Raw genomic sequence first — 24,524 nt, 5'->3', positions numbered from 1 at the left:
CGTGAGGTCGGGAGATCGAGCCTCCCCACCGCTACAGGAGAAGCCCCCTGGATCCCAGAGATCCCGGGGGCTTTCCTGTTTCCTGAATCATGTGAATTCCCATTGTCCGGGCCCGTGACAAGCGGGTTGTTTCACAGTAGCTTTGCAGCAACTGGCGGATGGGGGACTTGGTGGACTTCTTGGAAGCGGTCATGCTTCCGTTCAGGTGGCTGGTTTCCGCCATCATGGTGGGCTTCCACCAAGGATTGAGTGCCATCGGCATGCCGGCCGCCGGCGGCTGGACCTGGACGCTGTCCATCATCGGGCTGGTGCTGGTGATTCGCGCCGCGCTGATCCCCGTGTTCCTGGTGCAGGTCAAAGCCCAGCGCCGGATGCGGCTCCTGCAGCCTGACCTGAAGAAGCTCCAGGAAAAATACAAGGCAGAACAGACCAGCTCTCGCGGCAGGCCATGGCGCAGGAGCAGATGGCCATGTACAAAAAGCATGGCACCAACCCGTTCTTCGCCTGCCTGCCGTTGCTGATCCAGGCGCCGTTCTTCCTCGCCCTCTTCCAGGTGTTCTCAGGGATCTCCACGGCACCCCGCCAAGACCAAGGCATCGGGGCCATGAGCCACCAGCAGGTGGTGCAGTTCGACTCATCCAGCATTTTCGGCGCCCCGCTGTCCTCGTCCCTGCTCCATGGCACTCCCGGTGATCCCGCGGCGGTTGCAGTACTGGCCGTCCTGATGATCCTGACCATGACGGCGTCGCAGTTCATCACGCAGAAGCTGATCATGGCCCGGAACGTGACGGAAGAGACCGCAGCGGATCCGGTGATGCGGCAGCAGAGGCTCCTCCTGTATGTCCTCCCGCTGGTCTTTGGTGCCGGAGGCATCCTTTTCCCCATCGGCGTCCTGATCTACTGGACCGTCTCCAACCTGTGGACTTTGGCGCAACAGTACTTCCTCGGGGATGGGCGGCCCCCGAGTAGCCGCCGATTCCCTCAGTAGGCCGCCGCCCGGCGAGCAAGTAGTCCACTCCACCTCTTGCCCTAAGCCACGCGGGAATCGAGTAGTTACCACTCGTAGCCATCCCGTCTGCTCGAACTAGGTTAAATCGTGTGAATTAGTTCACCGAGAGGTTGCATAGCTTCCGCAGCCCTGGTCGAGACAACGGCCAGTTCAAAGGCGCATAAGGCCGGTCCCTCTGGACCACCAAGCCGAGGGCCCGGCCCACCGTGGTTTGCACATAACTCCTCACGGTCCGGGTGCGCACAAGGCTCCGTCCCCCGGTCCTTACCTGCATCCATAGCGGCGTGCAGCCATCGCGCCCCGGCTCCATCGGCACGACAGCGTGCCAGGAAGCACCACAATGGCTAACTTGCCTACTGGTTTATCGAATGCGTCGGTCCTCCCCGGAGCGGCATCTGGAGATCGCCGACGCTGCGGCCCTCAGCCCGGACACTGCCGGCGTCATCACGCTTGAGGCGTGGCTGCGCCCCGATGCGCTCCAGTTCCGCCACGAAGAGGGCACGGCTACGTCCACTGGCTCGGCAAGGGCGAGCCGGAGAATTACGAGTATGTTGCCCGCATCTATTCCGCCGAGAATGCCGAAGACAGGCCCAACCGGATTTCAGGTTATGCCTTCGACCAGGACGGGGGACTGGGGGCCGGGTCCTATTTCCAGGACAACGTCAGGGCAGGCGAATGGATCCACTACGTCCTGGTCATCAACATGGGCGCTTCAGGCGGCACTATCCGCACGGCTACACGAAGATCTACCGGGACGGCATCCTGCGTGACCGGGACGACCTCAGCATCAATGGCCGGACAATCGGTCCCACCAGGGGGGACGCACCGCTCCGGATCGGGACCAGCAACCTGGAATCGTTCTTTGAAGGCGGAGTGGGCAAGGTAGCGGTGTACGACAAAGAACTGACCCAGGCGCAGATCGTCCGGCACTATGAGGTGATGACCGGCAAGAAAGCGGGTTGAACGCCACAACCGGTGACGCGTGGGACAGAATGGGGCCATGACGCGCCTCGCAATCATCGGCGGCCACGGCAAAGTGGCTTTGGAACTGGCCAGAATCCTCGCGGCGGATGGTGAGGACGTGACGTCCTTCTTCCGCAACCCGGACCATACGGAGGACGTCGCGGCAACGGGAGCCACGCCGTCGGTCCTTGACGTTGAACATACGACGACGGCGGAACTCGCCAGCGCCCTGCGCGGACATGACGCCGTGGTGTGGTCCGCCGGTGCCGGCGGCGGCAATCCCGACCGCACCTATGCCGTGGACCGTGACGCGGCAATCCGTTCGATGGACGCGGCGGCGGAGGCCGGCGTCGGGCGTTACATCATGGTGTCCTATCTCGGTGCCGGTCCTGATCACGGCGTGCCTGCGGATCACAGCTTCCACGCCTACGCGGAGGCGAAGGCCGCAGCGGACCGGTACCTGCGCGGGACGGGCCTGGCCTGGACCATCCTTGGCCCCGGCTCCCTGACGGACGGCCCAGGGAACGGGCTGATCGACGTCGATCCGGCGGACACCTCCTCGGGAACCGGAACATCCCGGGCCAACGTGGCACTCGTGGCTGCCGCCGTCCTGAGGCTGCCGGAAACGGCCGGACGCACCATTGAGTTCCGGGACGGCACCCTGCCCGTTGCCGCGGCCCTGGAGCCTGCGGGCTAAGCGGGAACCAACGCCCCGCCGGAGAGCGCGAACGGACACTTGAGCCCCGAACCCGACGGGCCGCAAGTGTCCGTTCGCGCTGGTAAGGACGGGCGCCGCTCAGGCCGGGGCGGCTAGCTCCAGGTCGAGGGCGTTTTGCTCCACGTAGTCCAGCGCGCACCGCACGGCACCCACGGTCACGATGGAGTCGCCCAGCGGGGAAACGGCAACCCTGGGCGGAGTAACGGTGAACTCGGTCAGCCGTTCGGTGATCGGCTCCAGCAGCACGCCGGCGGAATTCGCCACGGCTCCTCCGATGACCACCAGATCGGGGTTGAGGATCGTGGCCACCGCGCCGATGATCCTTGCCATCCTGTCGGCCAGCCGGTCCAGGATTTTCAGGGCCACAGCGTCGCCGGCAGCCGCTGCGGCGAAGACCTGCTCCGCCTCCACAATCTCCCCGGCATGGGTGCGGAGCGAGGTTTTGGCCTTCCCGGCAAGGGCATCGGCGGCCCAGGCCCTCGCCAGATAGGTGATGCCGAAGGTGTCTCCCACACCGTCCACCATGTCAAGGAACGCGAGTTCACCGGCACCGCCGCCGCGGCCGTGCAGAAGCCTGCCGCCGTCGATCATGCCGGAGCCGAGGCGTTCACTGGCGAGAATGACCACGACGTCGTCCACGCCGGCCGCCGCACCCCGCCAGCGGTCGCCCAGGGCGGCGAGGTTGGCGTCGTTCTCCAGCAGCACAGTCCAGCCGCGCAGGTCCCGCAGCGCGGCCTTCAGCCCGACGTCGAACAGGCCCCAGAAGTGCTGGGTGACCAGCACGTTCCCGTTGCGGTCCACCGGGGCCGCAATTCCGGCACCAACGGCCAGCACCGAGTCCGGGGAGGCCCCCACGCCGTTGAGGGCCATCATGGCGGTCCGGTCGATCACGGCGACCCGTTCCCCGGCCGAAATTTCGGCGCCGGCAAACGGTTGGCTCGCCCGGCCAAGGGCCTTGCCCCGGAGGTCGGAGACGACCACCGTGGCCTTGGAGATGCCCACGTCCATGCCCAGAACGTAGCCGGCGCGTTCGTTGAGCTCGAACCGGCGTGCCGGCCTGCCTTTCTGGTATCCGCCGAAGGCCCGCTGGTTTTCCAGTTCGCGTATCCAGCCCCGCTCCATCAGGTCTTCACACACGGCAATGGCTGTGGCGCGGGTGAGCCGCGTCGCTTCCATGACTTCCGTGACAGTCACTGCCTGGGACGCGCGCATGAAATCCAGGACCGCCCCGGCGCTTACACGCCGCAGCAGCTGGGGCGTTGCGGCCGTCATTTCAGACATGGTGTTGACCTCTCTGTGCTTTGCACCACATAATACTTGAGGAACTAAATTTAGACTCCATATAAACTTAGAGCACCGTGGACCGGACGGCCGCCGACCACTGGCTTTACTTCCGCCCTTCACTCAGCCTTTTGCAAAGGAGCAACTGTGAACCGCATCCCGAAGCACTGCCCGCCCGGACTCCAGTCCCAGCCAGGCCGCCCCCGCACGTCGGCCCCTGCCCAGTGAACGCCGCTGTACCCGCAGCGCTGCTCAGCAGGCGCTCCCTGATCCGGGCCGCGGGCCTGGCAGGGGCCGCAGCGTTGATTCCCCTCACCGGCTGCACCGCCGCGGGCGGCCCCCGGAACGGCATCACCACTCTGCGCTTCATGCAGAACAAGCCCGAGGTGGTGGCCTACTTCAACCAGGTCATCAAGGACTTCGAGGCCCTGAACCCTGACATCCACGTGGTCCAGGACTTCAACGAGGGCAACTTCGTCCCCTCACTGGTCCGCAACGACCCGCCCGATGTCGTGACCCGCGGCTTCGCGACCGAAACGGCTGAATTCGTCCGGAAGGGAATCTTCGCCGACCTTTCAGACCTCCCGGTCGCCAAGACCGTGGACCCGAAGTTCCAGGACCTCGTCAATTCCTGGGGACAGTACAAAGGGCACGAGACCAGCGCCCTTCCGTTCTCCGTCGCGGCTGCCGGCGTGATCTACAACCGCGACCTCTTTGCCGCCCACGGTGTGGCCGTTCCGACCACCTGGGACGCGTTCGTGGCCGCGTGCGAGACCTTCAAGGCTGCCGGCATCACGCCCATCTACGGCACATTCAAGGATGCCTGGACCCTCCGCCAGGGCGCTTTTGACTATGTCACCGGCGGGATGCTGGACGTCGGAGCGTTCTTCAAGGACCTGATGGCCAAGGGCGCCAGGATCTCGCAGCAGGCGCCCGAGTCGTTCAGCAACCACTACGCTTCATCACTGCCGAAGATCCTCCAGCTGGCCTCGTTCTCGCAGAACGGTGCGGCCAGCAAGAACTATGCCGACGGAAACGCCGCGTTCGCCAAGGGCCAGGCCGCCATGTACCTGCAGGGCCCCTGGGCGCTCTCGCAGCTGGTGCAGGCCAACCAGGACATCCAGCTGGGCACCTTCCCGCTGCCCGTCACCAACAACCCGGAAGAGACCAAGGTGCGCGTCAACGTGGACATGGCCCTCTCCATCACCCGCAACACCCCCAACCGGGCGGCCGCGGAGCGCTTCCTTAACTACCTCCTGGAACCGTCCGTCGTGAACACGTACAACGAGAAGAACGCCGCCTTCTCACCCCTCATCAACGCCCCCGCCGACAGCAACCCGCACCTGAGCGGAGTGGCCGCCCACGTGGGCGAAGGACGGTACTACCAGGGCGCCGGGACGTACTTCCCGCCGTCGATCCCCATGAACAACTACATCCAGTCCTTCATCTACAACAAAAACGGTGAACAGTTCCTGTCCACGGTCGACGCCGAATGGCGCCGCGTGGCCGAGCGCACCGCCGTCTGATCCCGCCTCCAGGAGTAACCATGACCATCACTTCCCGGGCGGCCAGGACTGCGCCGCCCTCCCAACACGCACCCCGCCCATCCACCGCCAAAGCAACGCGCAGCGGGAGCAGGATCGATCCCACGTACTACTGGATGATCCTTCCCGTGCTGGCCCTGTTCGCCTTCTTCATCTCCCTGCCGGCACTCGTGGGTGTGTTCTTCAGCCTGACCAACTACGCCGGCTACGGGGACTGGAAGTTCATCGGCCTGATGAACTACGTAAACATCTTCAAGGACCCGGCCGTACTGCAGTCCTACGTCTTCACGTTCGTCTTCGCCCTCACCACCACCGTGGTGGTGAACGTGGTGTCGCTGGCGATCGCGCTGGGCCTGAACGCGAAGATCAAGTGGCGCACCGGCATCCGCACCGTGTTCTTCATCCCCATGGTGCTGTCCGCCCTGATCGTGTCCTTTGTCTTCAACTACCTCTTCTCCAACACCCTCCCCGTCCTGGCGGAGCGTTACGGAATGACGCCGCTGGCCACCAGCATCCTTGCCAATGAGAACCTGGCCTGGATCGCGATTGTTGTGGTCACGGTCTGGCAGGCCGCGCCCGGAGCCACCATCATCTACCTCGCCGGACTCCAGAGTGTTCCCTCCGAGGTGTACGAGGCGGCAGACCTCGACGGCGCCGGCACCTGGCGGCAGTTCACCAGCCTGACCCTGCCGCTGATCCTTGGTTACCTGGTGATCAACGTGATCCTCGGGTTCAAAGGCTTCCTGGGAACCTACGAAATCATCGTGGGCCTCACCGGCGGCGGTCCCGGCATGGCCACCCAGTCAGTGGCAATGCGCATCTTCTCCGGCTTCACCGGCGGGGACTACGCCTACCAGATGGCCAACGCCGTCATCTACTTCCTGATCACTCTGCTGATCTCCGTCATCCAGCTGCGCATCATCCAGCGCCGGGGGGTTTCACTCTAATGACTGCTTCCAACACCCTGCCCGACGCCGGCAACGCAGGACCCGCGGGCACCGCTCCCTCCCAGCCCGGAAAGCCGCGTCCGCCGCGGTTCCGCCGGACGTCCCGTGAAGGCTACCGGATCAACTGGTGGCTCACCGCCCTGATGCTCGTGGCCTCGCTGACCATCCTGGTGCCCCTGTACTTCACGGTGGCCATGGCGCTGAAGTCCCCGGACCAGATCGGCACCGGAACCGGGCTGGCCTGGCCCAACCCGCTGAACTGGGAGAACTTCGCGAAGGCCTACGTGGCGACGAACTTCCCCAAGGCCTTCCTGTCCACGGCACTGGTGACCATCTTCAGCGTGCTGGGCGCCCTGGCATCCAGCTCACTGGTGGCCTACGCGATTGCCCGCAACTGGAACCGCCGCTTCTTCCGGGGCTCGTTCGTCTACCTGCTCTCGGCAATGTTCATTCCGTTCCCGGTGATCATCCTGCCGCTCATCAAGCAGACCGCCCTGCTGGGACTCGACAACCCCGCCGGCGTCGCCTTCCTCCACATCCTGGGCGGAATCTCGTTCAACACCCTGCTGTACATCGCCTTCGTCCGGGCCATCCCGGTGGAGCTCGAGGAATCCGCGCGGATGGACGGGGCCACCACCTGGCAGGTCTTCTTCAAGATCATCCTGCCGCTGCTGGCCCCCATGAATGCCACCGTCGGCATCTTCGCGTTCCTCGGTTCCTGGAACGACTTCCTGCTGCCGCAGATGATCATCGCGGACCCGGCCCTCCAGACCCTACCCGTGGTGCAGATGCTGTTTCAGGGGGAGTTCAACACCGATTACAGCCTGGCCTTCGCCTCGTACCTGATGGCCATGGCTCCCACACTGGTTGTTTACATCCTGGCGCAACGTTGGGTACTGTCCGGAGTCATGCGGGGCGCAGTGAAATAGGCGCAGTGAAACAGGCATCCATTTTTTCCTGACCAACAACAACACCTAATCCAAGAAAAGGAATTTCCTTTGTCCACCACCGCCACTCTGGCAACCCTGTCCGACTCAAACCTCGCAGCCGATCCCAACTGGTGGCGCCAGGCGTCCGTGTACCAGATCTATCCGCGCAGCTTCTCGGATTCGAACGGTGACGGCCTGGGCGACATCAAGGGCATCACTGCCAAAGTGCCGTACCTGAAGGAACTGGGAATCGACGCCGTCTGGCTTAGCCCGTTCTACCCGTCCGCGCTCGCGGACGGCGGCTACGACGTCGACGACTACCGCAACGTGGACCCCAAGCTGGGCACCCTGGAGGACTTCGCCGAAATGTCCGCCGCACTGCACGAGGCCGGCATCAAGCTCATTGCGGACATCGTCCCCAACCACTCCTCCGACCGGCACGAATGGTTCCAGGAGGCACTCGCGGCACCCAAGGGCTCGGCCGCCCGTGACCGGTACATCTTCCGTGACGGCCTGGGCGAGAACGGCGAACTGCCGCCGTCGGACTGGGACTCCGTTTTCGGCGGCCCCGCCTGGGAGCGCATCACCGAACCGGACGGCACGCCCGGGCAGTGGTACATGCACATCTTCGCCAAGGAGCAGCCGGACCTGAACTGGTCCAACCGCGAGATCCGCGACGACTTCCTGAAGACCCTGCGCTTCTGGTCCGACCGCGGTGTGGACGGCTTCCGCGTGGACGTGGCACACGCACTGACCAAGGACCTCACCGAGCCGCTCATCTCCAAGGTGGAGCTCAGCGCCGCGAACACGGGAACGGACGGCTTCCCGGACGGCTCGCACCCGTTCTGGGACCGCGACGAAGTCCACGAGATCTACGCCGAATGGCGTGAAGTGTTCAACGAGTACAACCCGCCGCGCACGGCCGTCGCCGAGGCCTGGGTGCACGCCACCCGCCGCGCCCGCTACGCCAGCCCGCAGGGCCTGGGCCAGGCCTTCAACTTTGACCTCCTGCAGGCCGATTTTGACGCGGAGGAGTTCCAGGAAATCATCACCCGGAACCTCGCCGAAGCGACAGCCACCGGCGCCTCCTCAACCTGGGTCTTCTCCAACCACGACGTCGTCCGGCACGCAACCCGCTACGGCCTGCCCAAGGGCGGCGGAGTCCACGCCAAGGGCCAGGACGGCAAGGGCTGGCTGCTGGCCGGCGCCCCCGCCGAGGAACTGGATGTTGAACTGGGCCTGCGCCGCGCCCGTGCAGCCAGTCTGCTGATGCTGGCACTGCCGGGCTCCGCCTACCTGTACCAGGGCGAAGAACTGGGCCTGCAGGAAGTCACCGAAATCCCCGACTCCGAGCGCCAGGACCCCTCGTTCTTCCGCAACAAGGGCGTGGAGATCGGCCGGGACGGCTGCCGCGTCCCGCTGCCCTGGGCCGCAGACGGAACGTCGTACGGATTCGGCAACGGTGACGCACACCTGCCGCAGCCGGAATGGTTCAGCCGCTACGCGGTGGAAGTCCAGGACGGCGTGGAAGGCTCCACCCTGGAGCTCTACCGCAAGGCACTGAAGCTGCGCCGCGAACTGCAGGCCGCCGAAGAGCTGGAATGGGTGGAAACCGGCAACCCCGAGGTGCTGCACTTCAGCCGCCACGGAGGCTGGCAGTCGGTGACCAACTTCGGTACCGAGCCGGTGGAACTTCCGGCCGGCGAGGTCCTGCTGAGCAGCGCGCCGCTGGAAGCCGGCAAGCTGCCCGGCGCCACCACGGTCTGGATGCGGTGAGCACTCCGTCGAGCGGACAGGGCGGCCGGGTGACGGGGGACAACCCCGCGCCCGGCCGGCCCGGCCATGCACTGGCTGGCCATGCATCGGCTGGTGGCCAGGAGCTCATCTACGGCTGCATGGGGCTGGGCGGCAGTTGGTCCGCCGAGCCCTTTGCCTCCGAGAATGTGGACCAGGCCGCGGCCGCAATCGAGGCGGCCCTGGATTCCGGCATCACGCTGTTCGATCATGCCGACATTTACCGCGGCGGAAAGGCGGAGGCCGTGTTCGGGGAAGTCCTGGCGATCACGCCGGGGCTGCGGGAACGAATCCGGCTCCAGACCAAATGCGGGATCCGGCTCAACGAGCGGGGCCTCGAGACGCACTACGACCTGAGCCGCGACAGCATCCTGGAGCGGGTCAACGGCAGCCTGAAGCGGCTGAAGACCGACTACGTGGATGTCCTCCTGCTGCACCGCCCCGATCCGCTGGCGGACCCGGCGGAGGTGGCGTCCGCCGTCGGGCAGTTGATGCAGGAGGGCAAAGTGCGGCAGGTCGGGGTGTCCAACATGTCCGCGGCGCAGATTGAGGCACTGCAGGACCATCTGGACACCCCTGTCGTGGCCAACCAGCTGGAAATGAGCCTGCTGAAACGGTCCTGGCTGGAAAGCACCGTGCTGGTGAACCATGCGGAGGAGGGGCTGGATCACAGCTTCCCGCACGGCACCGTGGAGTTCTGCAGCCGGCAGGGAATCACCCTGCAGGCTTACGGAGCGCTCGCGCGGGGCCATTACACCGGAGCTCCGCCGGAAAGCCCGACGCCGGCGGAGGCCGCCACGGCCGCGCTCGTCGGTGACATGGCGAAAAGCACGGGAACCACCCGCGAGGCAATCCTCCTCGGATGGCTGATGCGGCACCCGGCCGGGATTGCACCCGTGATCGGTTCGGCGAACCCGGACCGCATCCGCGCCTGCGCCGGCGCGGCCCGGGTCGCCGCCGCCATGACCCGGGCCGAGTGGTACCGGCTGTGGGTCACCGCCCGGGGGAGCAACCTCCCCTAGCCGTTTTAGAGCGGCGCCACCACCGAGTACGTGGACGAGTCGCCCTTCAACGCCTGGCTCGGCTTGCCATCCACGCCCACGGGGATGTCCCCGGCGATGGTCACGCGGTTCAGCTTGCGCAGCTGGCCGTCGTAGTTGTCCGGGGCGTAGTGCTGGGTGATGCGGTTGTCGAACAGCACCAGAGCTGGTTCGGCTCCCAGTTCACCCGCACCACGTTCTCGGGCCGCGTGACGTAGGCCTGGAGCAGCCGGATGATGTCCCTAGACGCAGTGTTGGACAGGCCCACGATCCGAAGCCGCTGCGCGAAGCCCCCAATGAACAATCCGCGCTCGCCGGTCAGCGGGTGGACGCGCACCACGGGGTGCGTGGTCTCGAACTTGAGCCGGGTGAACTCCTTGCGGCGCTCCTCCGCGTTCTGGTGCTCCAGGTTCTTGGGCACCGAATAGTCGTAGTCGTTGGTGTAGATGGCCCACAGAGTGTCCGCGAAGTTCCGCAGCTCGTCAGGCAGGTCGCGGTAGGCCCCGGCCGAGGATGCGATCAGAGTTTCCCCGCCGTAGGCCGGCAGGTCGATGCTGCGCAGCGTTGACAAGGGCCTTGTGCTCGTTGAGGGCTGCGCGGATCTGCGCCACGGTGTCCGCGGAGAGGTCACCGCTCAGGTCCAGGCCGCGGATTTCGGCGCCGATGCGGGAGCCGAGCTTGGCGAATTCGAGCTTCGTTTCGGTGATGGTGGTCATTGCTTTTTCCAATCTGGTTGGTGGTGCAGGGTTGAAATCAGTTGCCCGCGCCGACGGCCGTGCGCCAGCGGGAGAAGTGCCGTTCCAGGGCCACGAGGAGGACGTTGACCGCCAGCCCCAGGACCGAGACGGTGAGGATGCCGGCGTACATGTCCGGGATGAGGAAGCTCATCTGCGAATTGACGATCAGGTAGCCAAGCCCGGCCTTGGCACCCACCATTTCGGCGGCGATCAGCACCAGGATGGAGGATGTGCCCGCCATCCGGATGCCGGTGAAAATGGTCGGCACCGCAGAGGGCAGGATGACCTTCTGGAACAGCCGGAAACTGTTCAGTCCCAGTGACCTCGCTGCCCGGATGAGCAGCGGGTCCACGGTCCGGACGCCGGCGATCGTGTTAAGGAGGACCGGGAAGAACGCCGCGTAGGCCACGATGGTGATCTTCGACTCCTCGCCGATGCCCAGCAGCAGCGTGAACACCGGGAGCAGTGCCAGCGTGGCGGTGTTGCGGAACAGCTCCAGCAGCGGGTTCAGGAAGGAACTCAGCCAGCCGTACCAGGCAATCAGCAGCCCCAGCACGACGGCGGACACCACAGCGATGCTGAAACCGGAGACGGAGCGGGTGAGGCTCGCCTGCAGGTGGTTCTGCAGCTGCCCGGTCTCCAGCAGCTTCGCGCCCGCCGCGAGGACTTCGTGCAGCGGCGGCAGGAACACCCGGGTGGACGGACTGGCCAGGTACGTCGGCCCCAGTTCCCACAGTGCCAGGAACAGCAGCACGGCGAGCGACTTCCAGCCCGCCCGTCCGGCGACCGCGGTCAAGGCAGCGATCCGGCCCGCCGGCGTCGGGCGCGGTCCGGTTCCGGGACCGGAGGGCCCGGGCTGCAGGGAAGGTTCGACGGCGTCAGCCGCCTCTGGCGGTCGGGTCAACACAGCGCTCATCAGGCAGCGCTCCTTTCCTTGGGTTGTTCGTCGGGGGCCGTACCGTCGGGGAGGATCTTGCGGTGTCCGGAGTCCTGGGCGAGCCGGACCTCGTCGTGGAGGAGGGACCAGACCTGGTGCCGGTGTTCCACGAACGCCGGATGTGAGCGCACGTCACCGTCGCCGTCGCGGTCCGGGATGTCGATGTCCACGAACTCCTTGAGCCGGCCCGGGCGGGCGCTGAGCACGGCCACGCGCTGGCCGAGGTAGACGGCCTCATCGATTCCGTGCGTGATGAAGATGATGGTCTGCGCGTACTGCTGGAAGACGACGGCGCGGTCCGGTCCCGGCCCGGTGACTTCCTTGCCGTCCACCAGCACGCTTCCCGAGGTGGGCCGGACCGGCCAGGAGGTCCAGCAGGGTGGTTTTGCCGGAGCCGCTGGGTCCCACCACGGTGAGGAACTCGCCGGGAGCGACGTCCAGGCTGAGGTCATCCAGGGCGGTGAGCACCGACTGGCCCGGCTGCTTCCGGCTGCCTTTGCCCTGGCGCACCGCGAATTCCTTGGTGACGTTCCGGAGGCTGATTTTCGGCGTCATGGTTGTCCTTTCGTGTCATTGGGAGTGGTTCCGGGGGAGGCGCTGGTTCCATGGGACGGACCCGTCCCGGCGGCCAGCCCGTTGAACTCGTTCGTGTAGAGCTTGGGCAGGTCCAGTTCGCCGTTGATGATCCCGGCGGAGGTGAGGTAGTCGGTCCAGCGGGTGAAATCTTTGTCCTGGATGCGGCTTCCGGGTGAAGCAACGCCCACGCTCTTCCAGTACTTGAGGGCTTCGCTGGATTCGTTGCGGCCGCGCTGGGCGATGATTTGCTCGAACTTCGCGATGACTTCCCCGCGCGGGGTGCTGCGTTCCCATTCGATGGCCTTCGCGATGCCGGTGACCAGTTTCCGGCTGGTGTCCGGATTGGCTGAGAGGAAGTCTTTCCGGATCACGTACTGGCCTGCGTCAAAGGGCCCGCCGATCACGCCGACGTCGGTGAACAGGGCACGGACGCCGCCTTCCGCGAGCGCGCGGTCCTGCAGCACGCCGCCCAGGGTCCCGGCCTCCACCTGCTTCTTGCGCAGTGCCTGCTCGGTTTCGTTCGGCGGCACCACCACCAACTGGACCTGCTTGATTTCGTCGGGAGACAGGCCGCTGTTCTTCAGGAAGGTAGTGATGACGGCTTCGTGGTGGGCTCCCAGCGTGTTCACTGCGACCTTTTTACCGATCAGGTCCCGGGCGGTGCGGATGGGGCTGCCTTCCAGCACGTAGTAGCCCGTGAACGTTTTGTCGTCCTCGCCGTAGTAATTGATGACGGCCTGGACCGGAGCCCCTGCCTCGATCAGTTTGATCACCGCACCGGTGAACGCGCCGCCGATGTCCGTCTGGCTGGTGGCCACCGACTGGATGCTCTGCGGACCGCTGGTGGTGTTGCTCACCCACTCGAGCTTGACGTCCTCAAGGAAGCCCAGGTCCTGCGCGAGTTCCGGGAGTGAGACGTTGTTGGAAGCCCTGGTACCTGACCGTCTTGGCCTGCTCAGCGACGGGATTGCCGGCAGCTCCGCCGCAGCCCGTGACTGCCAGGATGACTGCGGCGCCGAGTGCGGATGCCAGCCAGGCGGCGTGGCAGGATCGTCGGGGCGGGGCTCATCCGCTCACCAGCCCGTTGAACTCGTTGGTGTAGAGCTTCTTCGGATCCAGCTCGCCCTGGACGATCCTGGTGTCCTTGAGCCACTTGCCCCAGCGCGTGAAATCCTCGTCCTTCTTGGTGAAGCGGGCAATCACTTCCTCGCGGGGTGTGGTCCGTTCCCATTCGATGGCCTTGGCCACCCCGGTGGTGAACGTGCGTGTGGTGTTGGGGTTTTTCGCGATGAAGTCGGTGCGCAGCACGTACGGGCCCGCGAACGTTGCTGTCACGCGGGAAACCCGCGGAAATGAGCGGAAACAGAACGAAACTCCGGGTCACAAGACGCCCCGTTTCGCCCGGTTTGGGCCCGTGAAGGAGTTTGACGCGCCGGGCGGGCCGGATATTGGTCGTATTGTTCGCGGCATTGTTCGGACCGCGGGCGGCTGTTACTTAGCGTTTGGGTGTTCCGGGCGGATACGGTAGATGTATGACCTCTACCTCCGCCGCCGTCGTGACTGTACGGCCCGAACGAAATATCCCCGCCGAAATTGCCCGTTCGTGGCTTTTGGTCAACGCAATGAAGCCCGAGCTTTTTGACGTTTCCGCTGTGTCCCGGGCGGACTCGATCATCCTGGACATCGAAGATGCCGTGGACCCGTCGCAGAAGGAGACTGCCCGCGAGCACGTGGTCAACTGGCTGACCGCCGGCGGCCGTGCCTGGGTGCGCATCAACGACGCCACCAGTCCGTTCTGGGCCGCCGACCTCGCCGGCCTGCGCGGCACCCCCGGACTGCTCGGCATCATGCTGGCCAAGACCGAATCCGCTGACCAGGTCACGGAAAGCTTCCACCGCATGGACGGCAAGACCCCTGTGATTCCGCTGGTGGAGTCCGCCGTCGGCATCGAGGAAGCCAACAACATTGCGAAGGCCCAGGGCGCGTTCCGCCTGGCCTTCGGCTCCGGCGACTTCCGCCGCGACACCGGCATGGCAGCCACGCAGGAAGCCATGGCCTATCCGCGCGCCAAGCTGGTGGTCGCCAGCCGCGTCGGCAACCTCCCGGGCCCCATTGACGGCCCCACGGTGGGTACCAACCACCCGATCCTGCGCGAGCAGACCGGGATCACCGTGATGATGGGCATGACCGGCAAGCTGTGCCTGGCCATCGACCAGACTAATGTCATTAACGAAGTCATCAGCCCCACGCCGTCCGACGTCGCCTGGGCCACGGACTTCATGGCGGACTTCGAGGCCAACGGCCGAGTCATCCGCGACGGTTCGGACCTGCCCCGCCTGGGCCGCGCCGAAAAGATCATGAAGCTCGCGGTAGCGTTTGGCGTGCAGCCCGCGCTGTAAGCTGCATCAGCATAACCAGGAGACCCCGTGACCGATACCCGTTATCTGGTCCACGGGGTCTTTTGGGATGGGCCGCCGCCCGGCCCCGCAGCCCTGCCGATCGGGACCACATCCTCTGCCCCGCCAAGGCGCCCGCCGTCAGGGGCAACCAGTGCGAGCGATGCTTCGTGGTTGACGATTCGCGGCTCATCCACGACTTCCATCGCGGCGGCCGCGTACCGCCGGGATTGCGCTCCTACCTGATGCAACAGCAGTGGCTGTATGTGGCCACCTTCGCCACCGGCGCCCACGGGTTCCGGATCACCGCACTGAGCGGCACCATCGCCGTGGCGGCCCTGGACGGAACTGAGCTGGAATTTGTGGTGAACCTCGGGGAGCTGAAGGCGCGGACCGTCGAACTGGGTAACCACGGTTCGGAAGTCCCTCCGGTGCAGGAGTCCCTGTTCTGAACCCGGCCCCGTAGAATGGCACGGTGCTGAACGAATTCTGGGCTACCGCATCCACCGCCTACAAGGTGCTCGTTTTCAGCGCCATGGGACTGATCGCTGCAGGCATCATCCTCAACCTGGTAGGCAACACGTCCCACAACCAGGGCCTTGCCGTGGCGTCCCTGCCGGTGATCGGGCTGGGCCTGCTCCTGCACGTGGTGGGAATCGTGGTGCGCGGCCAGCAGATCCGCAAGACCTACAAGAGGTAGCCGGCCGGACCGCAGGGGAACGAGCACCGGAACGATAGGCTTGAGGCCATGACTATCAATCCGGATCTGCAGGGCCGTAGCTACCCTGCCGCAGAGGTGTACGACGTCGGCCGCGAGAAAATCCGCGAGTTCGCCCGGGCCGTCAAGGCCACCCACCCCGCGCATTTCGACCTGGACGCTGCCAAGGCCCTCGGCCACCGGGATCTCGTGGCGCCGCCGACCTTCGCCATCATCATCGCCCAGCGCGCCGATGCCCAGCTGATCGAGGATCCGGCGTCGGGTATCGACTTTTCCCGTGTAGTGCACGCGGACCAGCGCTTCGTCCACCACCGCCCGATTTTCGCCGGGGACCGGCTCATTGCAGAACTCCACGTGGACGGCGTCCGTGCCATGGGCGGCGGCGCAATGATCACCACCCGCGCGGAAATCTTCGCCCTTACCGGCGAAAACACCGCGGACGGCCCGGGCGCTTCCCGGGAGGCCGTTTCCACCACCACGTCGTCCATCCTGGTCCGCGGAGAGGGACAGTAACCATGAGCACCGCATCGATTGCCCCCGCGTTGTCCGAACTGGCCGTCGGCCAGGACCTCGGCAGCCGCAGCATCACCGTCAGCCGCCAGGACCTGGTGAAGTATGCCGGCGCGTCCGGTGACTTCAACCCGATCCACTGGAATGAAGCCTTTGCCACCAGCGTGGGCCTGCCCGGCGTCATCGCCCACGGCATGTTCACCATGGGCGCGGCAGTACAGCTGGTGACCGACTGGGCGGGCGACCCTGCCGCCGTCGTCGACTTCCAGACCCGCTTCACCAAACCTGTCCTGGTGACGGACACCACCGGGACAGAAGAGCCCGGAGCCGTCATTGAGGTCAGCGGCGTCATTGGCGCGCTCGACGCCGATGCCGGCACCGCCCGTGTCGACCTCACCGTGGTCTTCGCCGGCCAGAAGGTCCTGATGAAGGCACAGGCAGTCGTCAGGCTTGCGTAACAAAAATGCCGCAGTGACCAAGGACGTGTTTGTCCCGGCTGCCGAGGTCACCCACTGGCGGAACGCCGTGGTGGTGGCCTACGGCGCCAGCGGCGTCGCGTTTTCCACCTGGGTGTCCCGGTTGCCGGCCATCCGCGACGGCCTGGACCTGACCCCGGGCACCATCGGGCTGCTGCTGCTCTGCCTGACCGCCGGTTCGTTTGTTTCCGTTTCCGCCTCAGGGCTGATTGTGCTTCGGCTGGGCTCCAAACGGACCATCCGGATCGGCAGCATCATGGTGGGCTTCGGGCTGGTGTTGGCAGGCTTCGGTACGTCCGTGCTCGCCAGCCCGGTGCCGGTGGCCGCCGGCCTGGCCATTATCGGGCTTGGCACTGCCAGTTGGAACACCGCATCCAATGTCGAAGGCGCCGCGGTGGAACGGGCCGTGCGGCGGCACATCATGCCGCGGCTCCACGGCTCCTTCAGCCTGGGAACGGTGGCGGGAGCCGGGCTGGGTGCCTGGGCTGCCGGAGCCGGGATCCCCGTGTTCTGGCATCTCGCCACCGCCGGGCTGCTGGTCGCAGGCTCGGTGACAACCGCAGCATCCTGGTTCCGCGCCGACATCACGCCCGTCCAAGGGGAACGCCCGTTCAAGGCGGCGGGGACCAACACGTTCGAGGATCCGTCCACCGGGCCCATCCCGATCGTCCGCCAGACGGACGCGGTCCCGGAGCAGCCCCTCGACAACAAACGCCAGATCGCCCAGGCCTGGCGGGACAAGCGCACCCTGCTGCTCGGCGTGCTGGTGCTTGGACTCGCCCTCGCCGAGGGGGCGGCAGGCGACTGGGTGGCTCTCGCGCTGGCTGACGGCCACGGCCAGAGCGATGCCGCCGGTGCGGCCGGCTACGGGTTGTTCGTGACCTTAATGACGGTCGGCCGGTTCGCCGGCACCCTGGTCCTGGACCGGTTTGGCCGCGTCCCGGTGATGCGCTGGTGCGCTGCCCTGGCCGTGGCCGGACTGGGGCTGTTCGTGTTCGCCCCCGTGCCGTGGCTGGCCTTCGTGGCATTGGCTCTCTGGGGCCTCGGTGCGTCACTCGGCTTCCCGGTGGGCATGTCCGCTGCGGCCGACGATCCGGTCAAAGCGGCGGCCCGGGTCTCCGTGGTGTCCACCATCGGGTACGGCGCCTTCCTGTGCGGACCGCCGCTGCTGGGACTCCTGGCCGAGCATGTGGGCATCCTCCACTCGCTGCTCGCCGTGATGGTGATGCTGGCGGTCAGCTTCCTGCTATCGCCGGTGGCGCGGAAACTTCCTTCGAGTTCCCGTTCCTCGACCACGGACCGATAGGGTGGATGGGTGATCCAGACTCTGCTTTCCGACCTCACGACTGCCGCGGTCGGCGGACCCGCCGGCAACTACATCGAGGCGCGCACCGAGTCGGAAATCATCGACGCCGTCCGCTCTGCCGACGCTGCCGGGGAGCAGCTGCTGATCATCGCGGGCGGGTCCAACCTGTTGATTTCCGACGACGGGTACCCCGGCACCGTGCTCAGGATTGCTTCCGAAGGCTTCACCGTCAACGCCGAGGACTCCTGCGGCGGAGTCGCCGTGGTGGTCCAGGCCGGGCACAACTGGGATGCCCTCGTGGAGCACGCCGTGCGCCATGCATGGTCGGGAATCGAAGCGCTGTCCGGCATTCCCGGGTCCACGGGCGCCACACCGGTCCAGAACGTGGGTGCCTACGGTGCGGACGTCTCGCAGACCATCGCCGCCGTCCGGACCTGGGACCGCCACCAGAACGCCGTCCGGACCTTTACGAATTCAGAACTGAAGTTCGGCTACCGGGACTCGATCCTGAAGCAGACCACAGTCCAGGGTTCCCCGCGCTATGTGGTGCTCACGGTGGAGTTCCAGTTGCCGCTGGGACGGATGAGCGCGCCCATCCGCTATGCCGAGCTGGCGAAGTCCCTGGGTGTTGAGCCCGGGAAGAGGGCATACGCCAACGATGTGCGCCGGGAGGTCCTCCGGCTCCGGGCGTCCAAGGGCATGGTCCTGGACCCCGAGGACCGCGACACCTATTCCACCGGATCATTTTTCACGAATCCGATCGTTCCTGCGGACGCGGCCGAGTCGCTTCCGGACAACGCTCCCCGGTACCCGGCCGGAGCCGACGGCCTGGTGAAGCTGTCGGCAGCGTGGCTGATCGACCATGCCGGCTTCGGCAAGGGCTACGGCCTCGAACCGGGGAGCGTCTCCGGCGGGCGGGCCTCCCTGTCCACCAAGCACACTTTGGCCATCACCAACCGCGGTTCGGCCAGCGCGGCGGACGTCCTCGCGGTGGCCCGCGAGGTGCGCCGCGGCGTCGTCGAACGCTTCGGAATTGAACTGCACCCCGAACCCCTGCTGATCGGCGTCGAACTCTAACCGCTCCGGCCGTCAGCTGCTGCCGTGGCGCGGGGTCACTTTGCTGAACAGCATGAAGGTGAAACCGGACGCCGCCGCGCCCAACAGGAAGACCTGGCAAAAGGCCACGGACTGAGCGCTGGGACCGTTGCGGAGGACCAGCCCTGCACAGGCGAACACCGCGGCCCCCGCCAGCATGGCGAAGGCAGCCAACAGGAAACTCTGCAGGGTCGGCGGGAATTCGCCGGAGGAGTCGTGTGCGGGATCGGGGGCTGAATCCAACCCGCGGGGCTCCGTGGCGCGCCGGCCCCGGTGCCGGGGCTGCAGCATGGACGCCGTGATGAAACTGATGACGGCAACACCCATGCTGATCACCGAAACGACCTGCAGGGTCTGCATGGCGGGGGAGAGGCTGGTCCCGCCGGCCACGGCGATGGACAGTCCTGCCGTCATGCCGGCAGCAGCCGCGGCCCAGCCCAGCAGGGCCAGCGCCCGGCACAGGAGCCGCAGGTGCGGCCAGAGCTCTCCGATGGTCATCCATCCAGCGTACGGACCTCCGCTGGAAATCCGCTGGGAGGACGCAGTGCTCCGCCCGGAGGCGATTCACGTGCGGGACATCGCAGCCGGGCTGTGGCGCTCTGCGGACCGCAAATGTCCGGGCGGCGCCCTACGATGGGGTCATGGGACCAGAGACGCGGACCCGGGTAACCAGGAACGTCATCGGACGGCTGCGCCTCGCTGCGCAGGGGCTGCTGGGTCCTGCCTTCGAATCGCCTCCCGAGGCCGTGCGCTGGATGACAGCAATGCAGGCCCAGGACCTGAAAGCGGCGCTGTGGGCCGTCGGTTTGCGGGTGCGCGGGGCCAACGCAGACACGGTCCGGGCGGCACTGGACGACGGGTCGATAGTCCGGTCCTGGCCGATGCGCGGGACCCTTCACCTGCTCGCTCCGGAGGACCTGCGCTGGATACTGGACATCACCGCCGCCCGCCTGCTCCGCGGAATGGGCAGCCGCCACCGGGAGCTGCAGATCGAAGCGCGTGACGTTGACATCGTCCGCGATACGGCCCTGGAACTCGTCTCGGGCGGGGGAGCGGCCACCCGCCAGGAACTGTTCGAGGCCTTTGAACGCGCGGGTCAGTCCACAGCCGGCCAGCGCGGCATCCATTTGCTCGGCATCCTGTGCCAGCGTGCCTGGCTGGTGCAGGGACCGCTCGTGGGAAACCAGCAGCTCATCAAGGCGTTCGACGAATGGATCCCGAAATCGCGGGAACTGGACCGGGCCGAGGGCGTCGCCGAGCTGCTGCTGCGCTACATGCTCAGCCACGGCCCGGCCACGGAACGGGATTTCGCGTGGTGGTCCAACACGCCGGTCACGGAGGTCCGCAGCGCCCTGGCCCTGGTGAAGGACCAGCTCGCAGCGCTGGAGTTCGAAGGAACCAGTTACTGGATGTCACCGGCCACCGCGGCCCTGCTCGACGACGGCGTACCCGGCCAGCGCTCCCTGCTGGCCCTGCCCGGGTTCGATGAATTCCTGCTGGGCTACACGGACCGGTCGCTGGTGCTGCCCACCGAGCACGCCCGGAAAGTGGTTCCCGGCGGCAACGGGATGTTCAAGAAGACCATCGTCTCCGGGGGAGAGGTGATCGGCACGTGGGCGACGAAGGGCAACGGCCGGACGGCCGCCGTCGTGCCGGAACCGTTTGACGCCGTTAACGGACTGCGGCCTGCAGCCCAAAAGTCATTTGAGCTGCAGACCGCGAGGTACCTGACGTTCCTCGGCAGTTCCTAGTGTGCGCCGGTGTGGCCTAGAGGGCGCCGGTGGCGATGTTGAGCATGCGGCGCAGCGGCTCGGCGGCGCCCCAGAGGAGCTGGTCGCCCACGGTGAAGGCGCTGATGTATTCCGGGCCCATCTCGAGCTTGCGGATGCGGCCCACGGGGATGTCCAGCGTGCCGGACGCCGCCACCGGGGTGAGTTCCGCCATGGAGGCTTCCTTGGTGTTCGGGATGACCTTGGCCCATTCGTTGTCCTCGGCCAGGATCTTCTCGATCTCGGCGACGGACAGGTCTTCGCGGAGCTTGAGCGTCAGCGCCTGCGAGTGCGAACGCATGGCGCCGATGCGGATGCACAGGCCGTCCATCTTGATGTGGTTCTCAGCGTCGGTGCCGAGGATCTTGTTGGTTTCCACCCCGGCCTTCCACTCTTCCTTGGACTGGCCGTTACCGAGGTCCGCGTCGATCCAGGGGATCAGCGAACCCGCCAGCGGGACGCCGAACTGGCTGGCGTCGATGTCGGTGCGCTGGTGTGCCAGGACCTTGCGGTCGATGTCCAGGATGGCCGACGCGGGGTCGTCCAGCTCGGTGCTGACCTCGGCGTTGAGCGTGCCGAACTGGCTCAGGAGCTCGCGCATGTGGCGGGCGCCACCGCCGGAGGCGGCCTGGTAGGTCATGGAGGTGCCCCACTCGACAAGGCCGTTCTTGAACAGGCCGCCGAGGCCCATCAGCATGCAGGACACGGTGCAGTTGCCGCCGATGAAGTCCTTGGTGCCGTTGGCGAGGCCCTTGTCGATGACGTCGCGGTTGATCGGGTCCAGCACGATGATCGAGTCGTCGTTCATGCGCAGGGTGGAGGCGGCATCGATCCAGAGGCCGTCCCAGCCGCGGCGGCGGAGCTCGCCGTGGACCTGCTTGGTGTAGTCGCCGCCCTGGGCGGTGACAATAATGGGCAGCTTAGCCAGCGTGTCGACGTCGAACGCGTCCTCGAGCTTGCCGGCCGCACCGGCGGCAGTGCCGGCAAGAGTCGGGGCGGCACCTCCCGCGTTGGAGGTGGAGAAGAACACCGGGTTGATGTTGGCGAAGTCGCCTTCATCCTGCATGCGCTGCATCAGGACGGAGCCGACCATGCCGCGCCATCCGACCAGGCCGACGGAGGGGGTAGCTGCTGTAGTCATTCGTCCAGTTTAGACTTCGGAAGCGGCACGGCGCAGTCGGTTACGTCACTCTCATCGGTGCTACCAAACGCACGACGGCGCATGGCAGCTAGGAATACCAGGGAGCCGAGGAACACCAGCCCCAGCACGACAGTTAACGATCAAATCCTTACGGGAAAGTTTCGCCCGGGAACGGGCGGGTGCTGTCGGGAAAATTCTCTCGGGTGATGGCAATCCCTGACGGGTGGGACTCAAACCAGTCGCGTGCATGATCGTCGGAAAGGGCGAAGCGGGGCTTCGGCAGCCCCTTGAGCCGTCGCTGCTTCGACGCCTGCCGCTCCCGGCGCAGGTTGCCGATCCCGAATAGCCACCCTCCAGTGAATAGCACGGTGCACACCAGAGCGAGTAAGCCAACAATGATGTTGAGGCTGGCCACCGCGATAATCAAAAGAAGTGGTGCAAATATCGCGGGTATGGTCATCAGGATCGTGACAATGTATAGCCCCGTGGTGGTGTGAACCGAGTAATTGCCGGATGGCTGCGACCCGCCAATGCCCCATTCGTCCCTCGTGTAGGCGTGAACTGTCTTTTCCATACTGGTGGCGTAGTAGTAGGGACGGTCTACAACGGCTCTGCGCACGGTCGGTTCAGTTGCCATCAGTTGCTCGCTCATCCGCCCTGAAGGCAGCCAGTGCAGCCGTGAGGTCGTCATCGCTCCGGGCCAATGCTTCGATTCCAACCACATCATCGAGGGCTAGGGCGTGGATCCAGCCGTGATCCTCCTTGCGGACCAGCATCTGTCGTGAGCTGCGGTGAAGTCCGGAGCGGATTCTGACGCCGCCGCCCGGATTCTGATTCAAATGACTACGGACAATAATGGCTTCTGCTGCTTCCGCGGAGATGGCCGGGTCCTGGGGCAGCGCAAACCAGCTCATCATCGTTCTCGGCTGCAGAATCAGTTTGGTCCGATCCGACTCGGCGTGCAGGACTGAATCGCCTCCCTTGGCATCAAGGAGCAAATCCAACTGTGACCATCTAACTGCGTTGGCCATGGTGTAGGCGACAACATCGACGCGCTCATCGAATTCAACGTCCGAACCCGTTACCGATGCCAATCCGCGCGCAATGAGTGAAGAAAGCCCGGCGCGGACCATTTCCTGGTTTTCAGACTCTTCCGTGAGCCTTAGCCATGAAGCACTTGCCTGCGATCCGGCGGTCGATTGCAAGTGCAGAAGGTAGGCCATTTCAGCCAGGCCAAATCCTATGGACGTGTCCACCGTGGTTTGTGCTGTAGTCATATTTATCATCCTATGAGAGTGCTTTGGCTAAAAACCGAAGAAGTTTTTGACGCCCTCGCCGATCATCTCTGCACCATCTTCCGCGACGTTTCCAACCACATCGAAGGCGCCGTCTATCGTATCCTTGGCTCCTGGGATCAGCTCGACGGCGGCCCAGGCGCCTCCGGCCACCATGCAGGCAACCCCTACTGGCGGCGGGAAGAATGAACCGACGCCGAGTGCGGTCTTGAGGCCTGACTTCATTGCATCCCCAGTCTCCCCATTACGGATTGCATTTACGGTGTCCAGACCATCCAAGCCCACACTTATTCCGCCAAGCATGTGTCCTGCGGAGTTCAATCCGAACTTTGCCCACGGACCCAAGTCCGTTGCCCCGGCCCCCCGCGCCATCTCGGTGAAGTCCCCGAATTTACCGCTGAGCAGGTCCCCGGTACCGGAAAATGCGCCCCGAAGGTCGTCTGAACGGGCCGATGCCTCCCAGAGGTCCTTGTTGAAGAATTGCTTGATTGCGGCCATGTCGTCCCCAGCGATCAACAGGTCTCCGACTTCTTCGCCGTGCCGAGTGACGAACTGAGTGATGTCCCTCAGCCCCAAGGGAACTGCCTTCAGCCCGAGGACGCCGTTGTAGGCGTCCCAGCCACTGCGGAACGGCGAATCTCCGTCCGACATCCAACCGGGGCCCCAAGGAGTGCTTCCGCCAGTGGGGCCCGGAGTACCAGCGGAGACGCCGGCGCCGCCGGACTGGCTCGCCTTCTCCTGCTGCTCGGCCTGGGTCAGCAGCTTCTTGGACTCCTGCTTGAGTGCGAATGCCGTTTTCTGGATGAGCGCCCGGTGGCTTCCGTTCCATTCGGAGCGGAACTTGACCGCGTCGTCGCCCTTCCAAGCAGGGTTGTTGTTGATCTGGTTGCTGAGTTGCGACGACTGCAGCAGCAGGTTGTCCGATGTTTTTCCGAACTGCTGCGCGAGCGTCCGTAGCTGGGCAACGTCCGCGCCCCATAAGTTTCCTGCCACAAGGCATCATCCCCCAAAATGTCCGAGCAGCAGGCTTTCGCCAGGCTGCTCGCATTACTCTAATAGCTGCCCGGCAGGACCGCGATGGGCACAGCTCCCCATCGCGGCTGCGGACCCCCTCAGGACGCTAGTCGGCGTCGTGCTGTTCGAGAACCGCCGCCTTGCGGAGGCGCAGCGCATAGAAGGCCCCGAACGCGAACGCTTGGGTAACCACCACCAGAACAATGGCGCCGGCGATCTTGTTGCCGCCCAAAATCATGGTCAGGCCCACGATCGCAGAGAGGAGCGCCAGCAGCGGGAGCAGCATGTAGCCCAGGACAAAGAGTGTTTCCGGTCTCTTCAGCATGCCT

At 65.5% G+C, this 24,524-nt stretch carries 24 protein-coding genes and 4 pseudogenes; 16 read left to right on the top strand and 12 right to left on the bottom strand.

What is annotated here, in order from left to right:
- Positions 1–170: 170 nt before the first annotated feature.
- From yidC to J7I92_RS04400, 3 genes and pseudogenes are all read left to right on the top strand, one after another.
- Positions 171–946: pseudogene (yidC, locus tag J7I92_RS04410) on the top strand (membrane protein insertase YidC); the annotation flags it as partial.
- Between the two features lie 738 nt (positions 947–1,684).
- On the top strand, positions 1,685–1,972 hold the full coding sequence (locus J7I92_RS04405) for a LamG domain-containing protein (protein ID WP_214837780.1): 288 nt from the start codon (positions 1,685–1,687) through the stop codon (positions 1,970–1,972).
- A 37-nt stretch (positions 1,973–2,009) separates the two neighbouring features.
- Positions 2,010–2,669, top strand: coding sequence for an NAD(P)H-binding protein (locus tag J7I92_RS04400; protein WP_214837777.1), 660 nt, complete (start codon positions 2,010–2,012; stop codon positions 2,667–2,669).
- 99 nt (positions 2,670–2,768) lie between these two features.
- Here the strand turns inward: J7I92_RS04400 and J7I92_RS04395 are convergent, their stop codons facing one another.
- Entirely contained in the window at positions 2,769–3,971 is a 1,203-nt protein-coding gene (locus J7I92_RS04395) for an ROK family protein (protein ID WP_214837774.1), read from the bottom strand.
- Positions 3,972–4,195: 224 nt separating this feature from the next.
- Here J7I92_RS04395 and J7I92_RS04390 point away from each other — a divergent pair, with 224 nt between their 5' ends.
- The 5 genes from J7I92_RS04390 to J7I92_RS04370 all read left to right on the top strand — a co-directional run bounded on the left by J7I92_RS04390 (position 4,196) and on the right by J7I92_RS04370 (position 10,207).
- Positions 4,196–5,497, top strand: coding sequence for an extracellular solute-binding protein (locus J7I92_RS04390; protein WP_214837770.1), 1,302 nt, complete (start codon positions 4,196–4,198; stop codon positions 5,495–5,497).
- Positions 5,498–5,517: 20 nt separating this feature from the next.
- Positions 5,518–6,462, top strand: a complete 945-nt coding sequence (locus J7I92_RS04385) for a carbohydrate ABC transporter permease (protein ID WP_214837765.1) — start codon at positions 5,518–5,520, stop codon at positions 6,460–6,462.
- A complete protein-coding gene (locus J7I92_RS04380) occupies positions 6,462–7,391 on the top strand; it encodes a carbohydrate ABC transporter permease (RefSeq protein ID WP_311380114.1) in 930 nt (309 codons plus the stop codon). Before J7I92_RS04385 ends, J7I92_RS04380 begins: the two co-directional genes overlap by 1 nt.
- Before the next feature lie 69 nt (positions 7,392–7,460).
- Positions 7,461–9,167: an alpha-amylase family glycosyl hydrolase gene (locus J7I92_RS04375; protein WP_214837762.1), complete on the top strand. Its 1,707-nt coding sequence runs from the start codon at positions 7,461–7,463 to the stop codon at positions 9,165–9,167.
- A 71-nt stretch (positions 9,168–9,238) separates the two neighbouring features.
- A complete protein-coding gene (locus J7I92_RS04370; RefSeq protein ID WP_285290063.1) occupies positions 9,239–10,207 on the top strand; it encodes an aldo/keto reductase family oxidoreductase in 969 nt (322 codons plus the stop codon).
- A gap of 5 nt (positions 10,208–10,212) precedes the next feature.
- Here J7I92_RS04370 and J7I92_RS04365 read toward each other — a convergent pair.
- The 5 genes and pseudogenes from J7I92_RS04365 to J7I92_RS04345 all read right to left on the bottom strand — a co-directional run.
- A pseudogene (locus J7I92_RS04365) lies at positions 10,213–10,941 on the bottom strand (TauD/TfdA dioxygenase family protein).
- A 37-nt stretch (positions 10,942–10,978) separates the two neighbouring features.
- On the bottom strand, positions 10,979–11,878 hold the full coding sequence (locus tag J7I92_RS04360; RefSeq protein ID WP_214837759.1) for an ABC transporter permease: 900 nt from the start codon (positions 11,876–11,878) through the stop codon (positions 10,979–10,981).
- Positions 11,878–12,454 (bottom strand): annotated as a pseudogene (locus tag J7I92_RS04355) (ATP-binding cassette domain-containing protein). The gene J7I92_RS04360 and the pseudogene J7I92_RS04355 overlap by 1 nt, the downstream one beginning before the upstream one ends.
- Positions 12,451–13,332: an ABC transporter substrate-binding protein gene (locus J7I92_RS04350; RefSeq protein ID WP_311380112.1), complete on the bottom strand. Its 882-nt coding sequence runs from the start codon at positions 13,330–13,332 to the stop codon at positions 12,451–12,453. The pseudogene J7I92_RS04355 and the gene J7I92_RS04350 overlap by 4 nt, the downstream one beginning before the upstream one ends.
- 208 nt (positions 13,333–13,540) lie before the next feature.
- Positions 13,541–13,801 (bottom strand): annotated as a pseudogene (locus J7I92_RS04345) (ABC transporter substrate-binding protein); the annotation flags it as partial.
- A 206-nt stretch (positions 13,802–14,007) separates the two neighbouring features.
- On the opposite strand from J7I92_RS04345, the gene J7I92_RS04340 reads away from it, so the two are divergent.
- The 7 genes from J7I92_RS04340 to J7I92_RS04310 all read left to right on the top strand — a co-directional run bounded on the left by J7I92_RS04340 (position 14,008) and on the right by J7I92_RS04310 (position 18,958).
- Entirely contained in the window at positions 14,008–14,874 is an 867-nt protein-coding gene (locus J7I92_RS04340) for a CoA ester lyase (protein ID WP_214837756.1), read from the top strand.
- A 167-nt stretch (positions 14,875–15,041) separates the two neighbouring features.
- Positions 15,042–15,323 (top strand): hypothetical protein, encoded by a 282-nt coding sequence (locus J7I92_RS04335; RefSeq protein WP_396020347.1) that lies wholly within the window; start codon positions 15,042–15,044, stop codon positions 15,321–15,323.
- 23 nt (positions 15,324–15,346) lie between these two features.
- On the top strand, positions 15,347–15,571 hold the full coding sequence (locus J7I92_RS04330) for a DUF3188 domain-containing protein (protein ID WP_214837753.1): 225 nt from the start codon (positions 15,347–15,349) through the stop codon (positions 15,569–15,571).
- Between the two features lie 48 nt (positions 15,572–15,619).
- Positions 15,620–16,102, top strand: coding sequence for a MaoC family dehydratase N-terminal domain-containing protein (locus tag J7I92_RS04325; protein ID WP_214837751.1), 483 nt, complete (start codon positions 15,620–15,622; stop codon positions 16,100–16,102).
- 2 nt (positions 16,103–16,104) lie between these two features.
- Positions 16,105–16,557 (top strand): MaoC family dehydratase, encoded by a 453-nt coding sequence (locus tag J7I92_RS04320; RefSeq protein ID WP_251039416.1) that lies wholly within the window; start codon positions 16,105–16,107, stop codon positions 16,555–16,557.
- Positions 16,558–16,570: 13 nt separating this feature from the next.
- On the top strand, positions 16,571–17,881 hold the full coding sequence (locus J7I92_RS04315; protein ID WP_214837748.1) for a sugar MFS transporter: 1,311 nt from the start codon (positions 16,571–16,573) through the stop codon (positions 17,879–17,881).
- A gap of 9 nt (positions 17,882–17,890) precedes the next feature.
- On the top strand, positions 17,891–18,958 hold the full coding sequence (locus tag J7I92_RS04310; RefSeq protein WP_214837745.1) for a UDP-N-acetylmuramate dehydrogenase: 1,068 nt from the start codon (positions 17,891–17,893) through the stop codon (positions 18,956–18,958).
- A gap of 12 nt (positions 18,959–18,970) precedes the next feature.
- Here the strand turns inward: J7I92_RS04310 and J7I92_RS04305 are convergent, their stop codons facing one another.
- A complete protein-coding gene (locus J7I92_RS04305) occupies positions 18,971–19,474 on the bottom strand; it encodes a hypothetical protein (protein ID WP_214837742.1) in 504 nt (167 codons plus the stop codon).
- A gap of 143 nt (positions 19,475–19,617) precedes the next feature.
- Between J7I92_RS04305 and J7I92_RS04300 the strand changes: the two genes are divergently transcribed.
- Positions 19,618–20,727: a winged helix DNA-binding domain-containing protein gene (locus J7I92_RS04300; protein ID WP_214837739.1), complete on the top strand. Its 1,110-nt coding sequence runs from the start codon at positions 19,618–19,620 to the stop codon at positions 20,725–20,727.
- A gap of 16 nt (positions 20,728–20,743) precedes the next feature.
- Here J7I92_RS04300 and asd read toward each other — a convergent pair whose 3' ends face one another.
- The 5 genes from asd to J7I92_RS04275 all read right to left on the bottom strand — a co-directional run bounded on the left by asd (position 20,744) and on the right by J7I92_RS04275 (position 24,520).
- Positions 20,744–21,886, bottom strand: coding sequence for an aspartate-semialdehyde dehydrogenase (gene asd, locus J7I92_RS04295; RefSeq protein WP_214837736.1), 1,143 nt, complete (start codon positions 21,884–21,886; stop codon positions 20,744–20,746).
- A gap of 148 nt (positions 21,887–22,034) precedes the next feature.
- A complete protein-coding gene (locus J7I92_RS04290) occupies positions 22,035–22,538 on the bottom strand; it encodes a hypothetical protein (RefSeq protein WP_214837733.1) in 504 nt (167 codons plus the stop codon).
- A complete protein-coding gene (locus J7I92_RS04285; protein WP_214837730.1) occupies positions 22,513–23,172 on the bottom strand; it encodes a hypothetical protein in 660 nt (219 codons plus the stop codon). Before J7I92_RS04285 ends, J7I92_RS04290 begins: the two co-directional genes overlap by 26 nt.
- A gap of 18 nt (positions 23,173–23,190) precedes the next feature.
- Positions 23,191–24,174, bottom strand: a complete 984-nt coding sequence (locus J7I92_RS04280; protein WP_214837727.1) for a WXG100 family type VII secretion target — start codon at positions 24,172–24,174, stop codon at positions 23,191–23,193.
- A gap of 127 nt (positions 24,175–24,301) precedes the next feature.
- Positions 24,302–24,520: an NF038396 family protein gene (locus J7I92_RS04275; protein ID WP_214837724.1), complete on the bottom strand. Its 219-nt coding sequence runs from the start codon at positions 24,518–24,520 to the stop codon at positions 24,302–24,304.
- Positions 24,521–24,524 lie beyond the last annotated feature (4 nt).

The organism is Arthrobacter sp. ISL-72, assembly GCF_018613755.1.
In the GTDB taxonomy this organism is placed as follows: Bacteria; Actinomycetota; Actinomycetes; order Actinomycetales; family Micrococcaceae; genus Arthrobacter.
This window is presented reverse-complemented; position numbering and strand designations above follow the sequence as displayed.